The 18,009-nt window shown below is 60.2% G+C and carries 15 protein-coding genes; 3 read left to right on the top strand and 12 right to left on the bottom strand.

The window, feature by feature from the left end; all coding sequences use genetic code 11:
* Positions 1-206: 206 nt before the first annotated feature.
* Positions 207-689, top strand: coding sequence for a MarR family winged helix-turn-helix transcriptional regulator (locus HK22_RS13320; protein WP_086649607.1), 483 nt, complete (start codon positions 207-209; stop codon positions 687-689).
* A gap of 14 nt (positions 690-703) precedes the next feature.
* On the top strand, positions 704-2,875 hold the full coding sequence (locus tag HK22_RS13315) for an FUSC family protein (RefSeq protein WP_086649606.1): 2,172 nt from the start codon (positions 704-706) through the stop codon (positions 2,873-2,875).
* A gap of 3 nt (positions 2,876-2,878) precedes the next feature.
* Here the strand turns inward: HK22_RS13315 and HK22_RS13310 are convergent, their stop codons facing one another.
* The 12 genes from HK22_RS13310 to HK22_RS13255 all read right to left on the bottom strand — a co-directional run bounded on the left by HK22_RS13310 (position 2,879) and on the right by HK22_RS13255 (position 16,800).
* Positions 2,879-3,571 carry a GntR family transcriptional regulator gene (locus HK22_RS13310; RefSeq protein WP_086649605.1) on the bottom strand — a complete coding sequence of 231 codons (693 nt, stop codon included), beginning with the start codon at positions 3,569-3,571 and terminating at the stop codon, positions 2,879-2,881.
* Positions 3,572-3,655: 84 nt separating this feature from the next.
* Positions 3,656-7,264: a bifunctional proline dehydrogenase/L-glutamate gamma-semialdehyde dehydrogenase PutA gene (putA, locus tag HK22_RS13305; RefSeq protein WP_233142657.1), complete on the bottom strand. Its 3,609-nt coding sequence runs from the start codon at positions 7,262-7,264 to the stop codon at positions 3,656-3,658.
* Positions 7,265-7,353: 89 nt separating this feature from the next.
* Positions 7,354-8,382 (bottom strand): P1 family peptidase, encoded by a 1,029-nt coding sequence (locus tag HK22_RS13300; RefSeq protein ID WP_086649603.1) that lies wholly within the window; start codon positions 8,380-8,382, stop codon positions 7,354-7,356.
* 13 nt (positions 8,383-8,395) lie between these two features.
* Positions 8,396-9,127: an ATP-binding cassette domain-containing protein gene (locus HK22_RS13295; protein WP_086649602.1), complete on the bottom strand. Its 732-nt coding sequence runs from the start codon at positions 9,125-9,127 to the stop codon at positions 8,396-8,398.
* Entirely contained in the window at positions 9,124-9,942 is an 819-nt protein-coding gene (locus HK22_RS13290; protein ID WP_086649601.1) for an ABC transporter ATP-binding protein, read from the bottom strand. The genes HK22_RS13295 and HK22_RS13290 overlap by 4 nt, the downstream gene beginning before the upstream one ends.
* Entirely contained in the window at positions 9,939-10,754 is an 816-nt protein-coding gene (locus HK22_RS13285; protein WP_086649600.1) for an ABC transporter permease, read from the bottom strand. Before HK22_RS13285 ends, HK22_RS13290 begins: the two co-directional genes overlap by 4 nt.
* The gene (locus HK22_RS13280) at positions 10,751-11,704 is read right to left on the bottom strand and encodes an ABC transporter permease (protein WP_086649599.1); all 954 of its coding nucleotides are present in this window, start codon (positions 11,702-11,704) and stop codon (positions 10,751-10,753) included. Before HK22_RS13280 ends, HK22_RS13285 begins: the two co-directional genes overlap by 4 nt.
* On the bottom strand, positions 11,701-13,197 hold the full coding sequence (locus tag HK22_RS13275; protein WP_233142656.1) for an ABC transporter substrate-binding protein: 1,497 nt from the start codon (positions 13,195-13,197) through the stop codon (positions 11,701-11,703). Before HK22_RS13275 ends, HK22_RS13280 begins: the two co-directional genes overlap by 4 nt.
* Before the next feature lie 82 nt (positions 13,198-13,279).
* Complete coding sequence (locus tag HK22_RS13270) at positions 13,280-13,870, bottom strand: membrane integrity-associated transporter subunit PqiC (protein WP_233142655.1); 591 nt, start codon at positions 13,868-13,870, stop codon at positions 13,280-13,282.
* A 34-nt stretch (positions 13,871-13,904) separates the two neighbouring features.
* Positions 13,905-14,864, bottom strand: a complete 960-nt coding sequence (locus HK22_RS13265) for an MlaD family protein (RefSeq protein ID WP_077802595.1) — start codon at positions 14,862-14,864, stop codon at positions 13,905-13,907.
* The gene (locus HK22_RS13260; RefSeq protein ID WP_062027634.1) at positions 14,864-15,634 is read right to left on the bottom strand and encodes an ABC transporter ATP-binding protein; all 771 of its coding nucleotides are present in this window, start codon (positions 15,632-15,634) and stop codon (positions 14,864-14,866) included. The genes HK22_RS13265 and HK22_RS13260 overlap by 1 nt, the downstream gene beginning before the upstream one ends.
* A 5-nt stretch (positions 15,635-15,639) precedes the next feature.
* Complete coding sequence (locus HK22_RS13255) at positions 15,640-16,800, bottom strand: ABC transporter permease (protein ID WP_086649597.1); 1,161 nt, start codon at positions 16,798-16,800, stop codon at positions 15,640-15,642.
* A 265-nt stretch (positions 16,801-17,065) separates the two neighbouring features.
* Here HK22_RS13255 and HK22_RS13250 point away from each other — a divergent pair, with 265 nt between their 5' ends.
* Positions 17,066-17,992, top strand: a complete 927-nt coding sequence (locus tag HK22_RS13250; protein WP_062107671.1) for a glycosyltransferase family 2 protein — start codon at positions 17,066-17,068, stop codon at positions 17,990-17,992.
* Positions 17,993-18,009: the final 17 nt, after the last annotated feature.

Here is an 18,009-nt window from a genome sequence, read left to right as displayed (position 1 = left end):
AGACTGCCAAACGCCAGACTGTAAGACAACTCGCCCACAACGCTCCTCACTCAGACACAACGACTCCTCCATTACACGGAGGACAGTCGGCGGGTGATATGGATCAAAAACTGAACCTCCTGACGAAAATGTCAACAGAATCTGTTTTCTAGTTTTATGTTGTCATATAATCTATTGATATGTCAACGGTTGAGGTATCATCAAAAATGGCTGTTCAGTATGGTACGTCCCTTCTTCGGGAGAGCAGTTTTCATGACATGGAGCTGACCTTTCATGTCATGCGGCTGTCGAGCCTGTGGCGGGCCCAGCTTGACCGTCTTCTGCGCCCTGAAGGCATGACGCTCGCGACCATGCGGCCCATGGCCTATCTGATGGTGATGGGAAACGGCCTGAAACAGAGCGATCTGGCCTCCGTCATGGGCGTGGACAGTTCGGCACTCGTCCGGGTTCTCGATCAGCTGGGACGAGAGGGGCTGATTTCGCGCGAGCCTGATCCTTATGACCGGCGCTCCAATCTTGTGGCACTGACGAAAGCCGGGATGGCACGGTGTCGGAGGTTCCAGCAGATTGCGGCCGAACTTGAAGCCCGGCTGACTGAAGGGCTTGCCGAAGATGCCGCGGAGATGCTCCGGGATCAGCTTGGCATGATGGAGAGCAGATTTTCCCTGTCCGGTGTGTCGTCTTGCTGAAACTGCGGCTCCTTATGAAAAATCTTTTTCGTCAGACGTTCTCTTTGGACCGCAGCAGCCTGCGCTGGCAGAATTTTCTCGCGACAGCCGCTTTCACGGCGCGTGTTTTCCTGTCCATCGGGATTGCGCTTTTCCTGGCGTTCATGATCCAGCTTGAATCGCCGATGAGTACGGTTACGACCGTTCTGATCGTTGCCAATCCGACCGTAGGCGCGCTGGTGTCCAAAAGTGTGTGGCGTATGACCGGGACGGTGATTGGAGCAGCGCTGAGTACGGCTGTCATGGCGATGTTCGTGCAGTCTGCCGTCCTGTATTTCATGGCGCTTTCGGTCTTCGTCGGGCTGGCCTGCATGACGGCGACATGTCTGCGGTATTTCAGGGCTTATGCGGCTGTTCTGGCCGGATATACGATCATCATCGTGGCCGTTCCGGCTTTCTCGCATCCCGAGAACATTTTCCTGTCGGCGATGATGCGGGTGTCGGACGTGGCGCTCGGGATCGTGGTGACGGCGGCTGTTTTCATGGTGACGTCGCCCCGGCGGCGTCAGGGGACGATGGACGCGCTGTCGGGTGCGTTCCGCGAGACCCTTCGCCATGCTCTGGTCTTCCATGAAGGACTGGTTCGTCCTGCCGGAACGCAGGATATTCAGAACGTGGAACCTGCCATCGCGGACGGGGCCTTCCGGACACTGCCCCAGACCCTGTATGACGGCAGACAGCGCCTCATGGGGCAGCTTGCGCGTCTGGGACCGGCGATCGAATACGCGGCGACCGACAATCCGGACATTCATGCAGGCGTGCGGGGTTACAGGCTGGCGGTTAGTCGCATGACGGGGCTGGTTGCGTCCTATCATCCGTACTGGCGCAATCTGGGGATCGCAAATTCGCTCTCAGCGTCCGTTCATCGGGAAATCCGCGATACGCTGACCTGGATCCTTGTCCTGACGGAGAGTGCGGGATGGATCGAACAACCGCAGAGCGTGCTTGCATGTCTGGAAGATTCCCAGCAGCGGCTGGAGGATCTGGAGCGTTCCGCAACATCGCCCGCTGCTCAGGCGTCTGTCGATAATACCCGTGATATTCTGTTTCAGCTTCGGGAAATCGTACTGGATCTGTCGAGCCCGCGTGGCGCGCATGTCCGGGTTCGGGTAGGGCTGTATGTGGAATGGATGTCTGCGATCTATAACGGACTGCGCGGAATGCTGATCGCCTTTCTGGCCTGCATGATCTGGTACATCACGTATTTTCCGACCGGTCCAATGATGATCATGTATGTGGTGGCAGCATCGAGCCTGTTGTCGACCGTGCCCTCAGCTGCCCGTGCGAGCCTGCCGATGGCGATCGGAACGGCGCTTTCGGTCCCAGCCTGCTGGCTGTGCCATATCGTGGCGCTCCCCCGTGTGGATGGCTATCCGATGCTCTGGCTGTCGATTTGCGCCTGCATGTTGCCGGGTGTGTGGCTCCAGTTTCACCCGCGCTACGGGATCGGCGCTTTTGGCTACACGGTCTTTCTGGCCATGCAGTTGATGGTGACGAACAGCATGGTTGTGGATGACATCACGCTCATCAATACGTGGCTGGCCATCCTGATGGGATGTGTGCTGCTTGTTCTGGTGTTCCGGGTGATCATGCCTGCCGACCAGCGGCTGTATGCATCGCGGCTTGTGTTGTCTCTGGGGCGCAGTCTGCAGAGTCTTTCGAGTCAGCCGGGTACGAAAGTCCCGTCCTGGATGGTGTGGGAAGGGGCGCAGATCCAGAAAGTCTCGAGTTTGCTGATGCGTCTGTCTCTGGTCACGTCCCCGATTGACCGGCAGGGTTATGTCGATGGTGCGTTTGCTGCGTTGTCCCTCGGCCGTCTGCTGATCCGCCTCAGGCGGGCAGCGGAGAAGGCTGGACTGACTGCAGCCCAGACGGACGCCCTGAACACGGCTCTTGTATCTTTCAGAATGCTGCGTCGGGATCCGGGGGGTACGGCGGCATCCCTGAGAGACGCTGCGCGGCTGATCGGCTCCGACACCGACGCGACCACAGGGTGTGTGTTGCACGTCCGTCTTGTGGCGTGTCTGGAGCAGAGCGCGCATATCATCGACAGCATACCGGGGTTTTTCCATGCGGACGGCCCGTTGAACTGCTGGTTTGATGAACGGGGGGCCGCGACGCTGGTGAGCGCTCACCCGGCGCGCTGAAGGTCAGGAGGATTTCCGGCTACGGATGACGTCGAGAGACAGGGACGCGGCTTCCTGGATATGCTGCTTCGTCAGCCTTGCAAGTTCTTCGCCGTTACGCTCGCGGCAGGCCAGCAGGATCCGGAAGTGTTCGGCATCCGTTGCGGCCTTGCGGCCCGGCAGTTCCAGATGGGCGCGGATATAGCGGTACAGGCGGGAGTGGAGGTCATGAATCATGCCGTAAAGCCGGGGGCGGCGGGCGGCGGCATAAATGGCACCATGAAATTCCCAGTTCAGTCGCCCAGACTGCGCCATGTCATGTCCATCGCCGGTTCCGCTGACAAACGATTCATAGGCGTCCTCGATGCGCGCCAGATCCACACGGGTGAGGGTCGTCATGGCCAACCCCGCGGCCATGCTTTCCAGGGAGGCGCGGATGTCTGAATATTCCAGAATGTCTGCTTCGCTCATCCCCGTCACCACGGCGCCACGATGGGGCAGAAAGGCGATCAGGCCTTCCGCCTCAAGCTGTTTGAGTGCTTCGCGGACCGGAATGGTGGAGACGCCGAAATTGCGGGCCAGTTCGGACTGACGCAGCGGTTGGGCGTCGGTCAATGCGCCGTCCGTGATGGCACGGCGCAGGGCCTCTGCGATTTCGAGCGAGGCCGAGCCGCTTTTCGTATCAACAGGCGTGAAAATCGGTGAGGCGTCGCTCATGAGGTCGGTTATCCGTCAGTGGGGCGGCCCTCATAGCATGATCGCAACAAACGATCATGCCCGTGGGATATTCCCGGCGTGATATTATCCGATGGTCATCAGGCTCGCATTGCCACCTGCGGCCGTCGTGTTGGTGCTGACGACTTTTTCCTGAAGCACCCATTCGGGCCGGATCGGGCTTTTTGCGTCGAGCATGTAAAGCTGCACGACCATGCCCGAGCGCGACAGGGCCGTACGGGCCTGCTCGGCCATCTGTCGTTCTCCGAAAGACGCGAGGATCGTCCGGCATCCTGCAACGCGCCCGCCCTGTGTCCGGCGGATATGCAAAGCGAGGGCATGCGGCAGATCGGAGACCCAGTCCGAGGCCACGTTGGGGCCCTGAACGAAAGCCGTGTTTCCGCCACTCAGGGCGAGCCCTACGGCACGAAGCATGGTTTCCCGGTCACTGGCGACGCACAGGACGGCACCGCGCGGCAGAAGCTCGTAGAGGTTGGTCTCGCCAACGGGGCCGGGCAGTTCGCGCGTGGCGCCGCACAGGCCGTGCTGCATGCCTTCCACGATTTTCTGATAAAGCGGAAAACTGCTCTGCATCAGCCAGGACAGGAACTGGCGGGCAGGCTCGGGAAGTTCCTGTCTGTCCCAGTCGGCGTGGGCCGGTGTCGTGCTCATCAGGCGACGCAGGATCAGGGGACCACCGGCTTTCGGTCCTGTTCCTGACAGTTTTTCGCCTCCGAAAGGCTGGCTGCCCACAACCGCGCCGACCATGTTGCGATTGACATAGAGGTTTCCGGCCTCAATGCGGGACGTAACATGCGCCATGCGGCTTTCGATCCGGGTGTGGAGGCCGAATGTCAGACCATAGCCGGACTGGTTGATGGCGTTGAGCAGGGCTTCGAAGCCGTCGGATTCAAAGCGCAGGACGTGTAGCAGCGGCCCGAAAACCTCACCCTTAAGGTCTGCCAGACTGTCGATCTCGATGATCGTCGGAGCGATGAAGGTACCCTTTTCCATGCTTTCCGGCAGCGGAAGAGACCAGACGGGGCGGCCCAGCGCGCGGGATTCGTCAATATAGGTCTGAATGCCTGAGCTGGCTTCGGCGGAGATGACGGGGCCGACATCGGTGTGCAGTTCCGCCGGGTTGCCGACACGCAGTTCCTCGACCGCACCGCGTAGCATGGTCAGGACGCGATCGGCACAGTCTTCCTGCACGCACAGGACGCGCAGGGCGGAGCAGCGCTGGCCTGCGCTGTCGAACGCTGAGACCAGAACATCTGCCACCACCTGTTCGGTCAGGGCGGAGCTGTCCACGATCATGGCGTTCTGTCCGCCCGTTTCGGCAATGAACGGAACAGGCTGCCCGTCCACTCCGGTACGGCCGGCCAGGGTCTTGGCGATCAGCCCGGCGACAGCCGTGGAGCCGGTAAACATCACGCCGGAAATCCGGGTGTCGGCCACGAGGGCCGCGCCGGTTTCGCCCGCGCCGGGAACGAGGCGGAGTGCGTTTTCCGGAACTCCCGCTTCCCGGAGAAGGGCGACGGCGCGCAGGGCGATGAAGGGGGTTTCCTCGGCCGGTTTGGCAACGACCGTATTGCCAGCCGCAAGTGCTGCGCAGACCTGTCCAAGGAAGATGGCGAGCGGGAAGTTCCACGGGCTGATACAGGCGACGACGCCGAGCGGCGCACTACTGCCTATCCGTACGATGTCCTGAGCCTGTGCGGCATAATAGCGCAGAAAATCCACGGCCTCGCGGACTTCGGAAAGCGCATTGGCGTAGGATTTTCCCGCTTCACGGACCAGAAGGGCCATCAGGTCTTTCTGGTGCTGTTCCAGCAGATCAGCCGCACGGTCAAGCTTTGCGCTTCGCTCGTCGGCGGAAAGAGCCGCCCATGCCGACATCTCGCTTTCTGCAAAGTCGATGGCCTTGCAGACATCGGCTTTGTTTCCGAAACGGACCGTGCCGATCCGGTCCGAATGGCTGGAGGGGTTTCGGATATCCTGCGCTTCGCCCGAACAGGATGTATCCTGCAAAGCCTGCTCGGCAGACGCACAGACGGCTTCTTCCAGAGCGGTGATGGTGTGCTCCTCGGTCAGGTCCAGTCCGCGCGAGTTGGTCCGCTCGGGTTTGAACAGGTCTTTCGGAAGGGCAATGGCCGGATGGGAGGCACCCGGCGGCTGGACGGCTTTGGCCAGTGCGACCGGGTCTTCGATCAGGCTTTCAATCGGTAGGCTCTCATCGCCGATCTGGTTGACGAAGGAGGAGTTTGCGCCGTTTTCCAGCAGACGACGCACCAGATAAGCCAGAAGCGTTTCATGCGAGCCGACCGGAGCATAAACGCGACACGGGCGGTTGAGCTTCTGCGGCCCGACGACTTCATTATAAAGCGTCTCGCCCATGCCGTGCAGGCACTGGAACTCGTAGTCGCCAATCTGGAAGTTCAGTCCTGCCAGCGTATAGATCGTGGCCAGCGTGCGGGCGTTGTGGGTCGCAAACTGCGGGAAGACGACATCGCGGGCGGCGAGAAGTTTTTTGGCGCAGGCGATATAGCTGACATCAGTGTAGCATTTGCGCGTGTAGACCGGGAAATCCGTCTGGCCTTCGACCTGCGCCTTCTTGATTTCGCTATCCCAGTACGCGCCTTTCACCAGCCGGATCATGAGGCGGTGTCCGCTGCGACGCCCCAGGTCGATCAGATAGTCCAGAACCTTCGGCGCGCGGCGTCCATAAGCCTGCACCACGATCCCGATCCCGTTCCAGCCGTCCAGTTCGGGGCAGTGACACAGGTTTTCGATCAGGTCGAGCGAAAGGTCCAGACGTTCGCTTTCTTCAGCGTCGATATTGATGCCGATGTCATAGCGGCGCGCCTGAACAACGAGATCCTTCAGGGTCTGGCCCAGCTCTTCAAGGACCCGCTCGCGTTGGGCGAAGGCATAGCGGGGGTGAAGAGCCGAGAGCTTGATGGAAATACCGGCTTTTTCATAGACATTCGCGCCACGGGCAGTCTGGCCGATGACGTCGATGGCGCGCTCGTAGTCGTGGCGGTAGCGCAGGGCGTCGGCTTCCGTCATCGCGGCTTCGCCAAGCATATCGTAAGAGTATTTGAAGCCGCGCTCTTCGGGTTCCGCGCTAACCTTGCGCGCGTCCTCGATGGTTTCGCCGATCACGAACTGTTCGCCCATCATCCGCATGGCGATGTCGAGCGCACGGCGAACCAGCGGCTGGCCACCCCGTCCGACGAGGCGGAACAGCGTGGCGGCAAGGCCCTCATCCGTGTCGTTTGTCAGCTTGCCGGTCAGCATCAGGCCCCATGAGGCCGCGTTTACGAAAATGGTCTTTTTTCCGCCCATGTGAGACAGCCAGTCCCCCGTGCCGATCCGGTCATGGATCAGCGCGTCGCGTGTGGCGGCATCAGGAATACGCAGGAGCGCTTCGGCCAGACACATCAGGGATACGCCTTCTGCCGACGAGAGCGAAAACTCCTGCACAAGGGCCTCAACCCCGCCCGGACGACGCTGCGTTCGCAGGGTGCGGGTCAGGTGGCGGGCGACGTCGAACGTGTTCTGCTGTTCCGTCCCGGTCAGCGTGGCCTGCTCGATCAGGGGAAGGATACAGTCCGCCTCAGGCCTGCGCATGTCTGCTGCAATGGCCTGACGGAGGGGGGAGCGGACGGGATAGGACGGAACAACAGATGACATGGACTCAGCCTCGGACATGACACTCGGTCTGAGTCCTATAATCATATACGATTCAGAATAAAATATATGAAATGGGGGTCAGGTCATTTTTATATCGTTTCCGCAACCGTCCCGTCTTTTCGTCCAAAACGCTCATGCCAGGTGGGCAGGGTTGTGGTGCCGGGCAGGGGGCCCGCCTCGTACACGCCCCGGGCAATGGCGCGCGCCGTGACCTGCGTCGCGGCATGGAGGATTTCAGTCCATTCCTGGGGTGCCGGTGCCGGTTTTTCCCGTGTGGAGACCCCGATCATGGCGTCGCCGTCCAGAGGCAGATGGGCCGGGAAGACACCCCTTGCCACGCCATCCTGAGCGAGAATGGCCAGGCGTCTGGCCTGTGTTTTGGTGAGGGTTGCGTCCGTCGCGATAAGGCCGATCGTGGTGCCGGTGACGGAGGCCCATTTGGAGCGCAGGCGCAGGTCTTCCGGCGTGAGATGCGCGGGCATACCCAGACCGCCGAATTCGCGTCCCTGCTCGAAAGGGGCGCTCCAGAAATGGGGGCCATCGCCGATCGTGGCTGTCCCGACGGCATTGACCGCGACCAGTGCGGCCACATGATGCCCTGCTGGGGTTCTGGTGCTGGCCGAACCCAGCCCTCCGCGGAGGGTGGACGTCGTGGCGCCTGTTCCTGCGCCCGCCGTGCCCAGTCTGAAACGGCCATGAGAGGCGTTTCCGGCAGCCTGATGCCCCATGTCGGCATAGGGGGAGTAGCGGCCCCAGGACGTCTGACCGCCTGCTGGCAGATCGTAAAGACTGGCCTGCACCACGATAGGGACGCGGATCGTGCCTGGGGGAAGGGGCGCATTGCCAAACTGTTCTCGCAGCCATGCCTGAACCCCCGTCGTGCCATCCAGACCGTAAGTGGAGCCGCCCGACAGCACGACCGCATGGATATGCTCCACCAGATTTTCGGGTTCCAGAAGCGCGGTTTCCCGCAGGGCCGGAGCGCCGCCGGGAAAGCTGCCGGAAGCGGTGACCGGATTGTCGAACAGAATGACCGTCACGCCCGTGCGCAGGCTCAGATCTTCACTGTGGCCGACGCGGATGCCGGGGATGTCGGTGAGAAGGTTCAGGCTGGTCATGCGGCCTCGTCGGTCAGAAGGAATTTTCAAGCAGTGCCCGCGTCTCGGGCTGGGTCGGGCTATTCAGGACAGTGAAAGCCGACCCGGATTCCACGATCCGGCCCTGTTCCAGAACGGCGATATGGTGTGACATGTGGCGGATGACAGCCAGATCGTGGCTGACGAAAACATAGGCCAGTCCGTGTTTTTGTTGCAGATCCAGCAGAAGGTTCAGGACGATGGCCTGTGTCGAAACATCCAGCGCCGAGACGGCTTCATCCGCGATGATGACGGAAGGACGCGTGATCAGGGCGCGGGCAATCGCAATGCGCTGTCTCTGGCCACCGGAAAAAATTTTCGGATAGCGGTCCGCGCTTTCGGCGGAGAGGCCGACTTCGGCAAGGGCCGTCAGAATGCGTGTTTCCCGGTCCGCTGTGGGGTCAAGAGCTTCCCCCACGATATCACGCACCTTCTGGCGTGGGTCGAGGGCGCCGTAAGGGTCCTGAAAAATCATCTGGACGGCAGGACGGATCTTTTTCCGTACGGCGCGGGAAGCTGTCGCGAAATCCTGTCCCTGATACAGGATCTGTCCATCATCGGGAGGGACGAGGCCGCTGAGGAGGCGACAGAGCGTTGATTTTCCGCTGCCGGACGCGCCAATGATTCCGAGCGTCTGGCCCGGCAGGACATCAAGGCTGATCGCGTGCAGGATTCGCCTTCCGGACTGTCCGAACGTCACATTCCGGGCCTGAAGGATCGAGGTCATGCCGGTACCGTATAAACGGGCAGGCGTGTGAAGGGGGCATGGGCCGCGCCGTGCAGGGACATGGACAGGAGGGCCTGCGTGTAGGGATGGACGGGAGTGTCGAACAGGGATGCGGTTGGCCCCTGTTCAACGCAGATTCCATCTTTCAGGACCAGAACATGGTCGGCGTGATGGCGCACCAGACCGAGATCATGGGAAATCATCAGGACGGCCATGCGGTGTGCTTCGGTGTGCTGGCGCACAAGGGCCATCATGTCTTCGCAGGTGCGGGGGTCAAGGGCCGTGGTGAATTCATCCGCGATCAGAAGGGCAGGTTTGCAGGCCAGTGCCATGGCCAGAAGCACGCGCTGTCGCTGCCCTCCCGAAAGCTGATGGGGATAGGCGCGTTCGCTCACGCCCGCTTTCAAAAGGCCGACCTGCTTCATGAGAACAAGGGTTTGATCGCGGATCTCAGAACGGGTGAGTGTTGTATGAAGCCGGAGCGTGTCGGCGATCTGTGCGCCAATTCTTCGTGTGGGGTTGAGCGCTGACATGGGCTCCTGAAAGACCATGCCGAGCGTTTTCCCACGGATCTGGCACCATTGGGATTCCGGAAGCATCAGAAGGTTCTGACCGTTCAGACGGAGCTCTCCCCGAGGCTGGAACCCGGGTGGCAGCAGCCCCATGAGGCTCAGGGCCAGTGTGGATTTTCCGGAACCTGACTCGCCGATGACGGCAAGGATCCTGCCCGGCTCAAGCGTGAAGGACAGGGCGTGAAGGATTGGCTGGGCCGGGCTGTGAACGCTTAGGTCCCTGACATGCAGGAGTGAATTCATGCGCCATGGTCCTCCAGCGGAGCGTCCAGAGCATCGCGCAGTCCATCGCCGGTCATGTTGAACCCCAGCACGAGGAGCATGATCGTCAGACCCGGCACGGCGACCAGAAGCGGATGATCGAAAACATGGATCTGGTAGGCGGCCAGCGCTCGTCCCAGATCCGGCCGGGGCGGCGGTGCGCCCAGCCCCAGATAGGACAGTCCCGCGTCTGAGAGGATGGCCAGTGCAAGCGAGGATGTGGCCTGAACCGTCAGAATCGGGAGGATATTGGGAAGGACGTGTCGTCGCAGAATGGAAATGGTGCCGCGTCCGGCCAGACGGGAGGCCGCGACATAGTCCTGAACCAGAATGGCGCGTGCGGCCTGTCGGGTGATGCGGATCTGGGCGGGAAGGCCGAACAGGGCGATGGCGAGGATTTCGCCCATGGCTGAAGCTCCGAGCGCCGTGACCAGAAGAGCGGCGATCAGAACGGGCGGAAATGCCAGCCCCAGATCTGTGAGACCCATGATGACTCTAGGGGGCCTGCCTGCCGCGATCAGTCCCAGCACGGTGCCTGCAATCGTGGAAAGGCAGACGGCCATTGCTGCAATCAGGATACTGTTGAAGGCTCCGGAGAGCACAAAAATCATGACATCCCGCCCAAAAGGATCGGTTCCAAGCGGGTGTGACAGGGAGAGGGGGGCATAGCGGTGCAGGACGTCGATGGCCGGGGCACTGGCGCCGGTGAGCAGGGCCGTAATGAGTGCCGGGAGCAGAACGATGCCGAGTAACGCGCTGCCGGTCCATAATGTCGGGTTGGCGCGCGTATTCATGGACGCTCTTCTCCAAGGCGCGGGTCCAGAAAACGCACCAGTGCCGCCAGCAGAAAACCGAGGATCATGACGGCAGTGACGATCAGCATGACGAGGTTCTGCACGACAGGCAGATCGCGCTGGCTGACGGCCTCCAAAAGGAGTTTTCCGCAGCCGGGCAGGCTGAAGACGCTTTCGACGATGATGCTCCCTGTTATGAGAACCGGAAGCTGGATTCCGGCCAGTGTCAGAACCGGGATCAGGGCGTTGGGCAGCGCAATGCGCCACAGGACGCCAGAGCGGCTGTAGCCTTGGGCGCGGGCCGTGCGGATGAAATCCTGCGACAGGGTTTCGATCAGGGAGGAGCGCATGAAGCGTGCGGTGATGGCGGCCTGCGGAACGGCAAGCGCGACAGCCGGAAGGACGAGCGCCCTCAGGCCGGTGAAAAATCCATGATTCCATCCGGGAAAACCACTGGCCGGCAGCCAGTGAAGGGTCAGGGAGAACAGGAACGTCATCATCATCGCCAGCCAGAAATCGGGAATGGACTTCAAAAGCTGAAGCATCGCCATAAGGCCCATATCGGGCATTTTCCCCCCGTTTGCGGCGGCGATCATGCCGAGGGGGATACCCGCGCCGAGAGAGAGCAGCATGGCCAGCAGGATCAGGGGCAGGCTGCTTTGCAGGCGCTCGCCGATCAGGCTGCTGACGGGCACGTCATAGATGTAGCTCCGACCCAGATTTCCTTGCACAAAGCTGCTGATCCACTGCGCATATCGTGCGGGCAGGGAGGTATCCAGCCCGAGTTGATGATGCAGGGCAGCAAGGCTTTCGGGGCTTGCGTCCAGTCCGAGCATGACGGAGGCCGGGTCGCCGGGCAGGAGGTTCATGGCTGCGAAAATGACAAGACTTGCAACGATCAGCAGCAGGAGCCGCTGAAAGGCCAGATGCAGTGCGTTCATTACCGTCATGGCTCCCAGAAGACGCCACCCAGAGGGCAGCCTGCGATGGGCTGACTGGTCCACAGGCCTTTGAGGTGGCGGTTCAGGACGGTCTCACGGGGGATCGAGAACAGGAAGACGTTCGGTTCGTCCTGTGCGACCTGTGTCTGCATCTGCGCGGAAAGTTCATGCCGCAAAGCAGGGTCTGCCGTGGCCTCGTATCGTTGAAGAAGGTCGTGAAAGACTGCGCTGTGATAGTGGAAATAGACCTGTTTGCGGTCATAGATTGCGATGTCGTGTGGCTCGGTATGGGCGATAACGGTCATGTCGAAGGTGCCCTGCCCGTAAATCTGACTGAGCCATGCGGGCCACTCCACGGGCTGGAGCGTTACGTTGAGGCCGATCTGTTCCAGATAGGCGGCGATGAGTTCGCTGCTGTCGCGTGCATAACCGATGGGTGGAAACGCCAGCGTCAGATGCAGGCCGGGCGCAATTCCTGCGTCCTTCAGAAGCGCGCGGGCATGGTCGGGGTCGTAGGGATAACGGTCGGGCAGGGCGACGTAATCGGGATCGTCCGGCGCCATGTGCGATTGCAGGAGCGTCGCGTCGCCCTCCGCCACGGCCTGAATCAGTGCCTTGCGGTCAATGGCTTGTGCGATGGCCTGTCGGACGCGCAGATCGTTGAAGGGGCGGCGGGCATTGTTGAGGGCGAGAATGGCCTTGAAGGGAAAGCTTCCCCGGACGACTTCAAGCTGCGGGTTGCTGGCAAAACGGCTCAGGATTTCGCGTGACGGAAACGACGGATACGCATCCAGTTCCCCGTCCAGAAGCGCGTTGCTGGCCGAAAGCGGGTCGGGCATGAAGCGGAAGGTGACGGAGCGCAGGGCGGGTCTGGCGCTCCAGTATTCCGGATTGCGGTTCAGCGTCAGATGATCGCCGCGTTGCCATTCGCCGAAGACGAAGGGCCCCGTGCCGACCGGGTGACTGATGTTCTGGGCCACGGATGCTGGCGAGAGGATGGCGGCGTCATTCCATGCCAGCTGGTACAGGAAGCTGCCATATGGGTGCTGGAGACGGATCCGGACGTGCAGACTGTCCGGGCAGGAAATATCGGCAATCTGGCTGAACGTGGTTCTGTCCGGATTGGTGCTGGCCGCTGCTCCGGCGCGGAGAAGGGAAAATTTTGCACTTTCGCAGGTCAGGGGCGTGCCGTCATGAAAATTCACGTTTTCATGCAGCGTGAAATCGTAGGTCAGACCGTCCGGCGCAACACTCCAGTCCCGGGCGAGAAGGGGTTTGATGGTTCCCTTTTCATCCAGATGCACCAGCCCCTCATAGATATTGCCGTATGTCACCATTCCGATGGCTTCACTTGAGCCGCGTGTGGGGTCGAGACCCGGCGGTTCGATCGCCAGACCGATCGAGAGGGTATCCCGAACTTCAGCGGCCCTGGAAAACCCCTGAAGGGAAAATCCCATAAGGCTAATGGCCAGAAACGGCAGAGTGGTCAGCAGGGTTTTCAATCAGGCGCTCCGCGAACTTGCAGCCTCAGGGCGCAGGGACACGGAAAATAGGGCGTTCGTCGCCTGAGTGAAAGGGGGCCTTTCAGGGATGGGGGATCGTACTGCCGATCCGGGAGGCAAGCTGTTCCACGAGGTCACGCGTCAGGGCGACCTTGCCCGCATCGGTCGCCACGGAGCCCTGTGCGGTGAAAGAGCCACGGTTGCGCAGAATGGCTTGATGGGTGTCCGAGGGGACTACGGCCCAGTCGGCCTGCAGGGCGCCCTGACCGTTGCTGTCGAGATCGAGCCGGTTGATGTTGACGGCAAGCCGGAGCCTCGGAGTTTCGGCCAGTGGCTGTGTGGTGACGATATAATGGGGCCAGTCCTGCCCCAGGCGGGCGGCCAGAAGATCCGTCACGCCCTGCGACAGGCGGCTTCCCCACCGCCCATTGGGGCTGCGGTCAAGCTGGTCGCCGTGGCGGGTCATGATATCCTGATTGTCCAGATAATCCGGCAGGGCGACGCGTGCGACGTTCAGGACCGGAGCCGTAGCGGGGAGGGGGGTATTGCTGTTCTGGGCTATGGCGGGTGCGCCAAGCGTATAGAACTGAACCGGTGGAGCGGCACAGCCTGACAGCAGGGCCAGCGTCAGAAGGGCGAAAGGTGCCGCAGATCGTATCATGAGCCGTGTCACGGGGCTGGTCTCCGGGAAAAACGGGTGGTGCGGCTCACTGCCGGCGTCCCGTGAGAAGAAGCTGCGGGTTATGTTCGACGTCTGTGGCGAACCCGCGCAGGGCCGAGGCCGCAGCGGCGATATCACGCAGGCTGGCTTCGAGATTGGTCCGGTCCGCCGAGCGCGGAGAGGTCATGTTTTCCAGATTGGCAAGGCTTTTCGTGGCCTGCTGAACTGCCTCATTGCTGCTCTGGAGGACTGCGTGCAGTTCACGTCCGCGCGCATCAAGCTGCGACGTTCCTGCATTGGCCAGACGGTCTACACTGAGAAGCGTACGCGTTATGGCAGGTTCGAAATCCGTTATCGCCTTGCGGGTCGCATCGACCATGTCGCGACTGTGGTCCGAGGTTTCGCGAATGCTCTGGATCAGTGCAGGCAGATCTTTGTCGAGCTTGTCCGAAAGCTGACGAACCGAGGCCAGTGTGGCGTCGGCGTTCTCGCCGATCTGTTTCAGGGGCAGGTCCTGAAGGCTCTGCGTCATGGCGGCTATGGTGGACTGTCTGGTCGGAATTTCCGTAACATGGGCGATATCAGGGTGGAAAACCGCAGGGGTCGAGGGAGAAAAATCCAGATCGATTTCGGACGTTCCCGTAACGAAGCTCTTGAGGTTCATCTCGCCGCGCAGTCCCTGCTTGATAAGTTCCTCCAGATTGGGAAGACGGTGGCTGCTGTTGGTCAGGATGATGTCGTCCGGTCGCATCGTGACATAGACCGGAATATAGGCGTCTTTGGTGACGGGATTGTATTCAATGACGACGCGGTCCACCGCGCCGACCTGAACGCCACGGAATGTGACGGGAGAGCCTACGGCCAGACCCGACGAGGCCCCATGAAACACCAGAACGGCTTTCGTCGTCCGGGCGAAAGGATGGAAATTGCCGAACAGGACAAAGGCTGCGACGAGGAGGCCTGTCCCTCCAAGGACGAAAGCACCGACAAGAGCCTGCCTGTTCATTACGTATTTCCTTCTTCGTCGTCGCGTTCGCGGTGCATGAAGGCATGCACCTGTGGGTCCGTACAGGTATCGCGCAGATCTCTGGGGGAGCCATGGGCGATGGGAATTTTCGTTTTGGCATCCAGAAAGATGCCGTCGTCGGCGATATGGAACAGGCTCGACAGTTCGTGGCTGACGATGATGATTGTTGCACCAAGGCCGTCCCGCAGGTTCAGAATCAGGTCGTCGAGGCGGGCGGACGTGATCGGATCGAGGCCTGCGGAGGGTTCGTCAAAAAACAGAATGTCCGGATCGAGGGCGAGAGCGCGCGCCAGACCGGCGCGTTTGCGCATGCCACCGCTGATTTCTGACGGATAAAGATCAATCGCCTGCAACATACCGACGAAACCCAGCTTGAGTTCCACGAGGCGACGGATGACGGGGGGCTTGAGGTCCGTAAACATCTGCAAAGGCAGCGCAATGTTCTCGCCAATGGTCATGGAACTCCATAACGCGCCGCTCTGAAACAGGACGCCGAAGCGGTGGTTCAGATCGGTGCGATGGGCGTCGCTTCCGGCCCAGTAGTCTTCGTCCCCGACACGATATTCACCGGCGGACGGTCGCAGGAGGCCGATCATACTTTTGAGCAGGGTGCTTTTGCCGCAGCCTGAGCCCCCCATGACAGCGAAGATGCTGCCTTTGCGCACATCGAGCGAGATGTTCTTCTGGATGACCTTCGGCCCGAAGGAGAGTGTGACATCGCGCAGGGACAGGACGGTCTGGTCAGGCATGGCGGTCAGATTCCCAGAACATCGGCGATGACGGCGAAGATTGCATCAATGGCGATGACACCCACAATGCCGACAACCACGGCCCGTGTGGCGGCAATGCCGACATCCGCAGCAGAGCGTCCGGCCTTCAGGCCGATCCGACAGCTTGTCAGGCCAATGAACGCGCCGAAAACGAGGCTTTTGACAAAACCGAATATGAACTGACCGATCCCGAAGGCCGTGATCGTCTGGTGAAAATAGCCAGCTGCCGTGATGTCGAGCATCGAAATGGATACGACAAAGCCGCCCAGCATCCCGATGAGGCATCCATACAGGTAAAGAAACGGCATCGTGATGATAAGGGACAGGACAGCAGGCAGGATCAGATAGGTCGAAGGCTGAATGCCGAAGACATTCAGGGCGTCGATTTCCTCGTTGCCCTGCATGGTGGAAATCCGCGCGGCATAGGCTCCGCCCGTGCGTCCGGCCATGATGATGGCGGTCATGACGGCAGCCATTTCTCGCACCATCGCAATACCGACCAGACTGGCTACATAGATGCCAGCTGCGAATTTCTGGAGTTCCACGGCTCCGACAAATGCGAGAATTGCACCGATGAGGAAATTGACGATTCCGACAATCAGCAGGGCATAGGGACCCGCATCACTGGTGTTAGCCAGAAGATCGCTCAGGCGCATCCGGCTGCGTCCCAGAACGGTCTGAACGGCCCCTTTCGCCGTCAGTGCCGCGAGCTCGGACACTACGCCGACTTCCGTCATGGAGGCGATGGAACGGTGGCCCAAGGCTTCCAGAAACGGGATGCGGGAAGGCTTGTGGTGGACGGGATCGTCCGGAGCCTCGGGCAAAAGCTCCAGAAGCTGACGCATCGGGCCAGGCAATGTCTGCATCTCGAGACTGATGCCAGCGTCATGCGCAACACGTTTGAGATCCCACAGAAAAGCGATCAGCCCCGTGTCCCACGCCTGAATGCCGGAGGTCTGAAACGACAAATGCCCTTCTGGAGTTTTTGGTAGTCCGTCTTTCGGAAAAACCGGAATTGTGCCGGCCCGAGCCTGCCATGTTCCGCTCAGCACCATGACAGTGGAATTCTCTCCACCTTCAAGACGCCATTGCGGAGCGTTTGTCGACGGGTTCAAATTCGGTCCTGTATCGGTCTTGTCTGTCATGGACTCTGCATTTCCGGTCCTGACATCCCCTGGGTCTGCAAAAAAAAATGGAAATCTGGTGGGCGAAAATATCAAGGGTAAGGCAGATGGCTGCCTTGGGTAATACCTTATCGGTTGCAGGGGAAAGATCAATGCTCCTGTTGGTCGGCGAGCATCAAGTATGTTTTTCTGGTTATTTCTGTGATTTGACTGAAATGAAACCTGCATGCTGTCAGGATATTTCTGATAGAATCAGACATTCACGATTTGGAATCCGAAGACCTGTATGGCCAGCCAGCTTTCCCTGATTGTTCCCTTCTACAATGAAGAGGCCGCTATTGGTCACTTTGCGAGGAGTATCCTGCCTGTTATCGACAGCATTGCCGAGACAGGCTGGGAGATTGTCTGTGTGGATGACGGCAGCAGTGATGCCACCCTGCGGGAACTGATCCGGCTCTCGGAAGACGACCGGAGATTCCGGGTTCTTGAACTGTCCCGCAATTTCGGCAAGGAAGCGGCACTGACAGCTGGTCTCGATGCGGCAACGGGAGATGCCGTCATTATTATTGACGCGGATCTTCAGGACCCACCTGAAGTCATCCCCGAGATGGTGCAGGCCTGGCGTGAGGGGGCGGAGGTCGTGCTGGGCAAGCGGATTGATCGGTCCAGTGACAGCATGCTGAAACGCAAAACCGCAGCGTGGTTTTACGCGCTGCACAACCGGCTCGCCCATATCCGGATCCCGGAAAATGTGGGTGATTTCCGTCTGATGGACCGGTGTGTGGTTGAAGCTCTACGCAAACTTCCGGAACGCCAGCGCTTCATGAAAGGTCTGTTCGCGTGGGTCGGGTTCCGGACAGTCACCATTGATTACGTTCGTGCACCCCGTGCTGCGGGAACGACAAAGTTCTCGGGTTATTCGCTGTGGAATTTTGCTCTTGAAGGTTTCACCAGCTTTTCCTCCGTTCCCATTCGGCTGTGGACATATCTGGGAACCATCGGCGCGGCGCTGGCCATTCTTTACGCAATTTTCATTGTTTTCCGCACGATACTCTGGGGCAATTCTGTACCAGGTTATGCGTCCCTGTTTGTGGCCATCATCTTTTTCAGCAGTGTTCAGATCATCAGCATTGGCATGTTGGGGGAATATATCGGTCGCATTTACATGGAGACGAAACAGCGTCCGATCTACGTCCTCCGGCGTAAATACTGAGACGGCAGACCGGGCAC

The sequence above is a fragment of the Gluconobacter sp. DsW_056 genome (assembly GCF_002153595.1).
Taxonomy (GTDB): Bacteria; Pseudomonadota; Alphaproteobacteria; order Acetobacterales; family Acetobacteraceae; genus Gluconobacter; species Gluconobacter albidus.
The sequence above is the reverse complement of the archived record's forward strand: the minus strand, read 5'-3'. Positions and strand labels throughout refer to the sequence as shown.

What these genes read in the sequence shown, in the direction of transcription:
- HK22_RS13320 (WP_086649607.1), top strand. Translation starts at nt 207, where the DNA reads ATGGCTGTTCAGTATGGTACGTCCCTTCTTCGGGAGAGCAGTTTTCAT.
- HK22_RS13315 (WP_086649606.1), top strand. Translation starts at nt 704, where the DNA reads ATGAAAAATCTTTTTCGTCAGACGTTCTCTTTGGACCGCAGCAGCCTG.
- HK22_RS13310 (WP_086649605.1), bottom strand. Translation starts at nt 3,571, where the DNA reads ATGAGCGACGCCTCACCGATTTTCACGCCTGTTGATACGAAAAGCGGC.
- putA (WP_233142657.1), bottom strand. Translation starts at nt 7,264, where the DNA reads ATGTCATCTGTTGTTCCGTCCTATCCCGTCCGCTCCCCCCTCCGTCAG.
- HK22_RS13300 (WP_086649603.1), bottom strand. Translation starts at nt 8,382, where the DNA reads ATGACCAGCCTGAACCTTCTCACCGACATCCCCGGCATCCGCGTCGGC.
- HK22_RS13295 (WP_086649602.1), bottom strand. Translation starts at nt 9,127, where the DNA reads ATGACCTCGATCCTTCAGGCCCGGAATGTGACGTTCGGACAGTCCGGA.
- HK22_RS13290 (WP_086649601.1), bottom strand. Translation starts at nt 9,942, where the DNA reads ATGAATTCACTCCTGCATGTCAGGGACCTAAGCGTTCACAGCCCGGCC.
- HK22_RS13285 (WP_086649600.1), bottom strand. Translation starts at nt 10,754, where the DNA reads ATGAATACGCGCGCCAACCCGACATTATGGACCGGCAGCGCGTTACTC.
- HK22_RS13280 (WP_086649599.1), bottom strand. Translation starts at nt 11,704, where the DNA reads ATGACGGTAATGAACGCACTGCATCTGGCCTTTCAGCGGCTCCTGCTG.
- HK22_RS13265 (WP_077802595.1), bottom strand. Translation starts at nt 14,864, where the DNA reads ATGAACAGGCAGGCTCTTGTCGGTGCTTTCGTCCTTGGAGGGACAGGC.
- HK22_RS13260 (WP_062027634.1), bottom strand. Translation starts at nt 15,634, where the DNA reads ATGCCTGACCAGACCGTCCTGTCCCTGCGCGATGTCACACTCTCCTTC.
- HK22_RS13255 (WP_086649597.1), bottom strand. Translation starts at nt 16,800, where the DNA reads ATGACAGACAAGACCGATACAGGACCGAATTTGAACCCGTCGACAAAC.
- HK22_RS13250 (WP_062107671.1), top strand. Translation starts at nt 17,066, where the DNA reads ATGGCCAGCCAGCTTTCCCTGATTGTTCCCTTCTACAATGAAGAGGCC.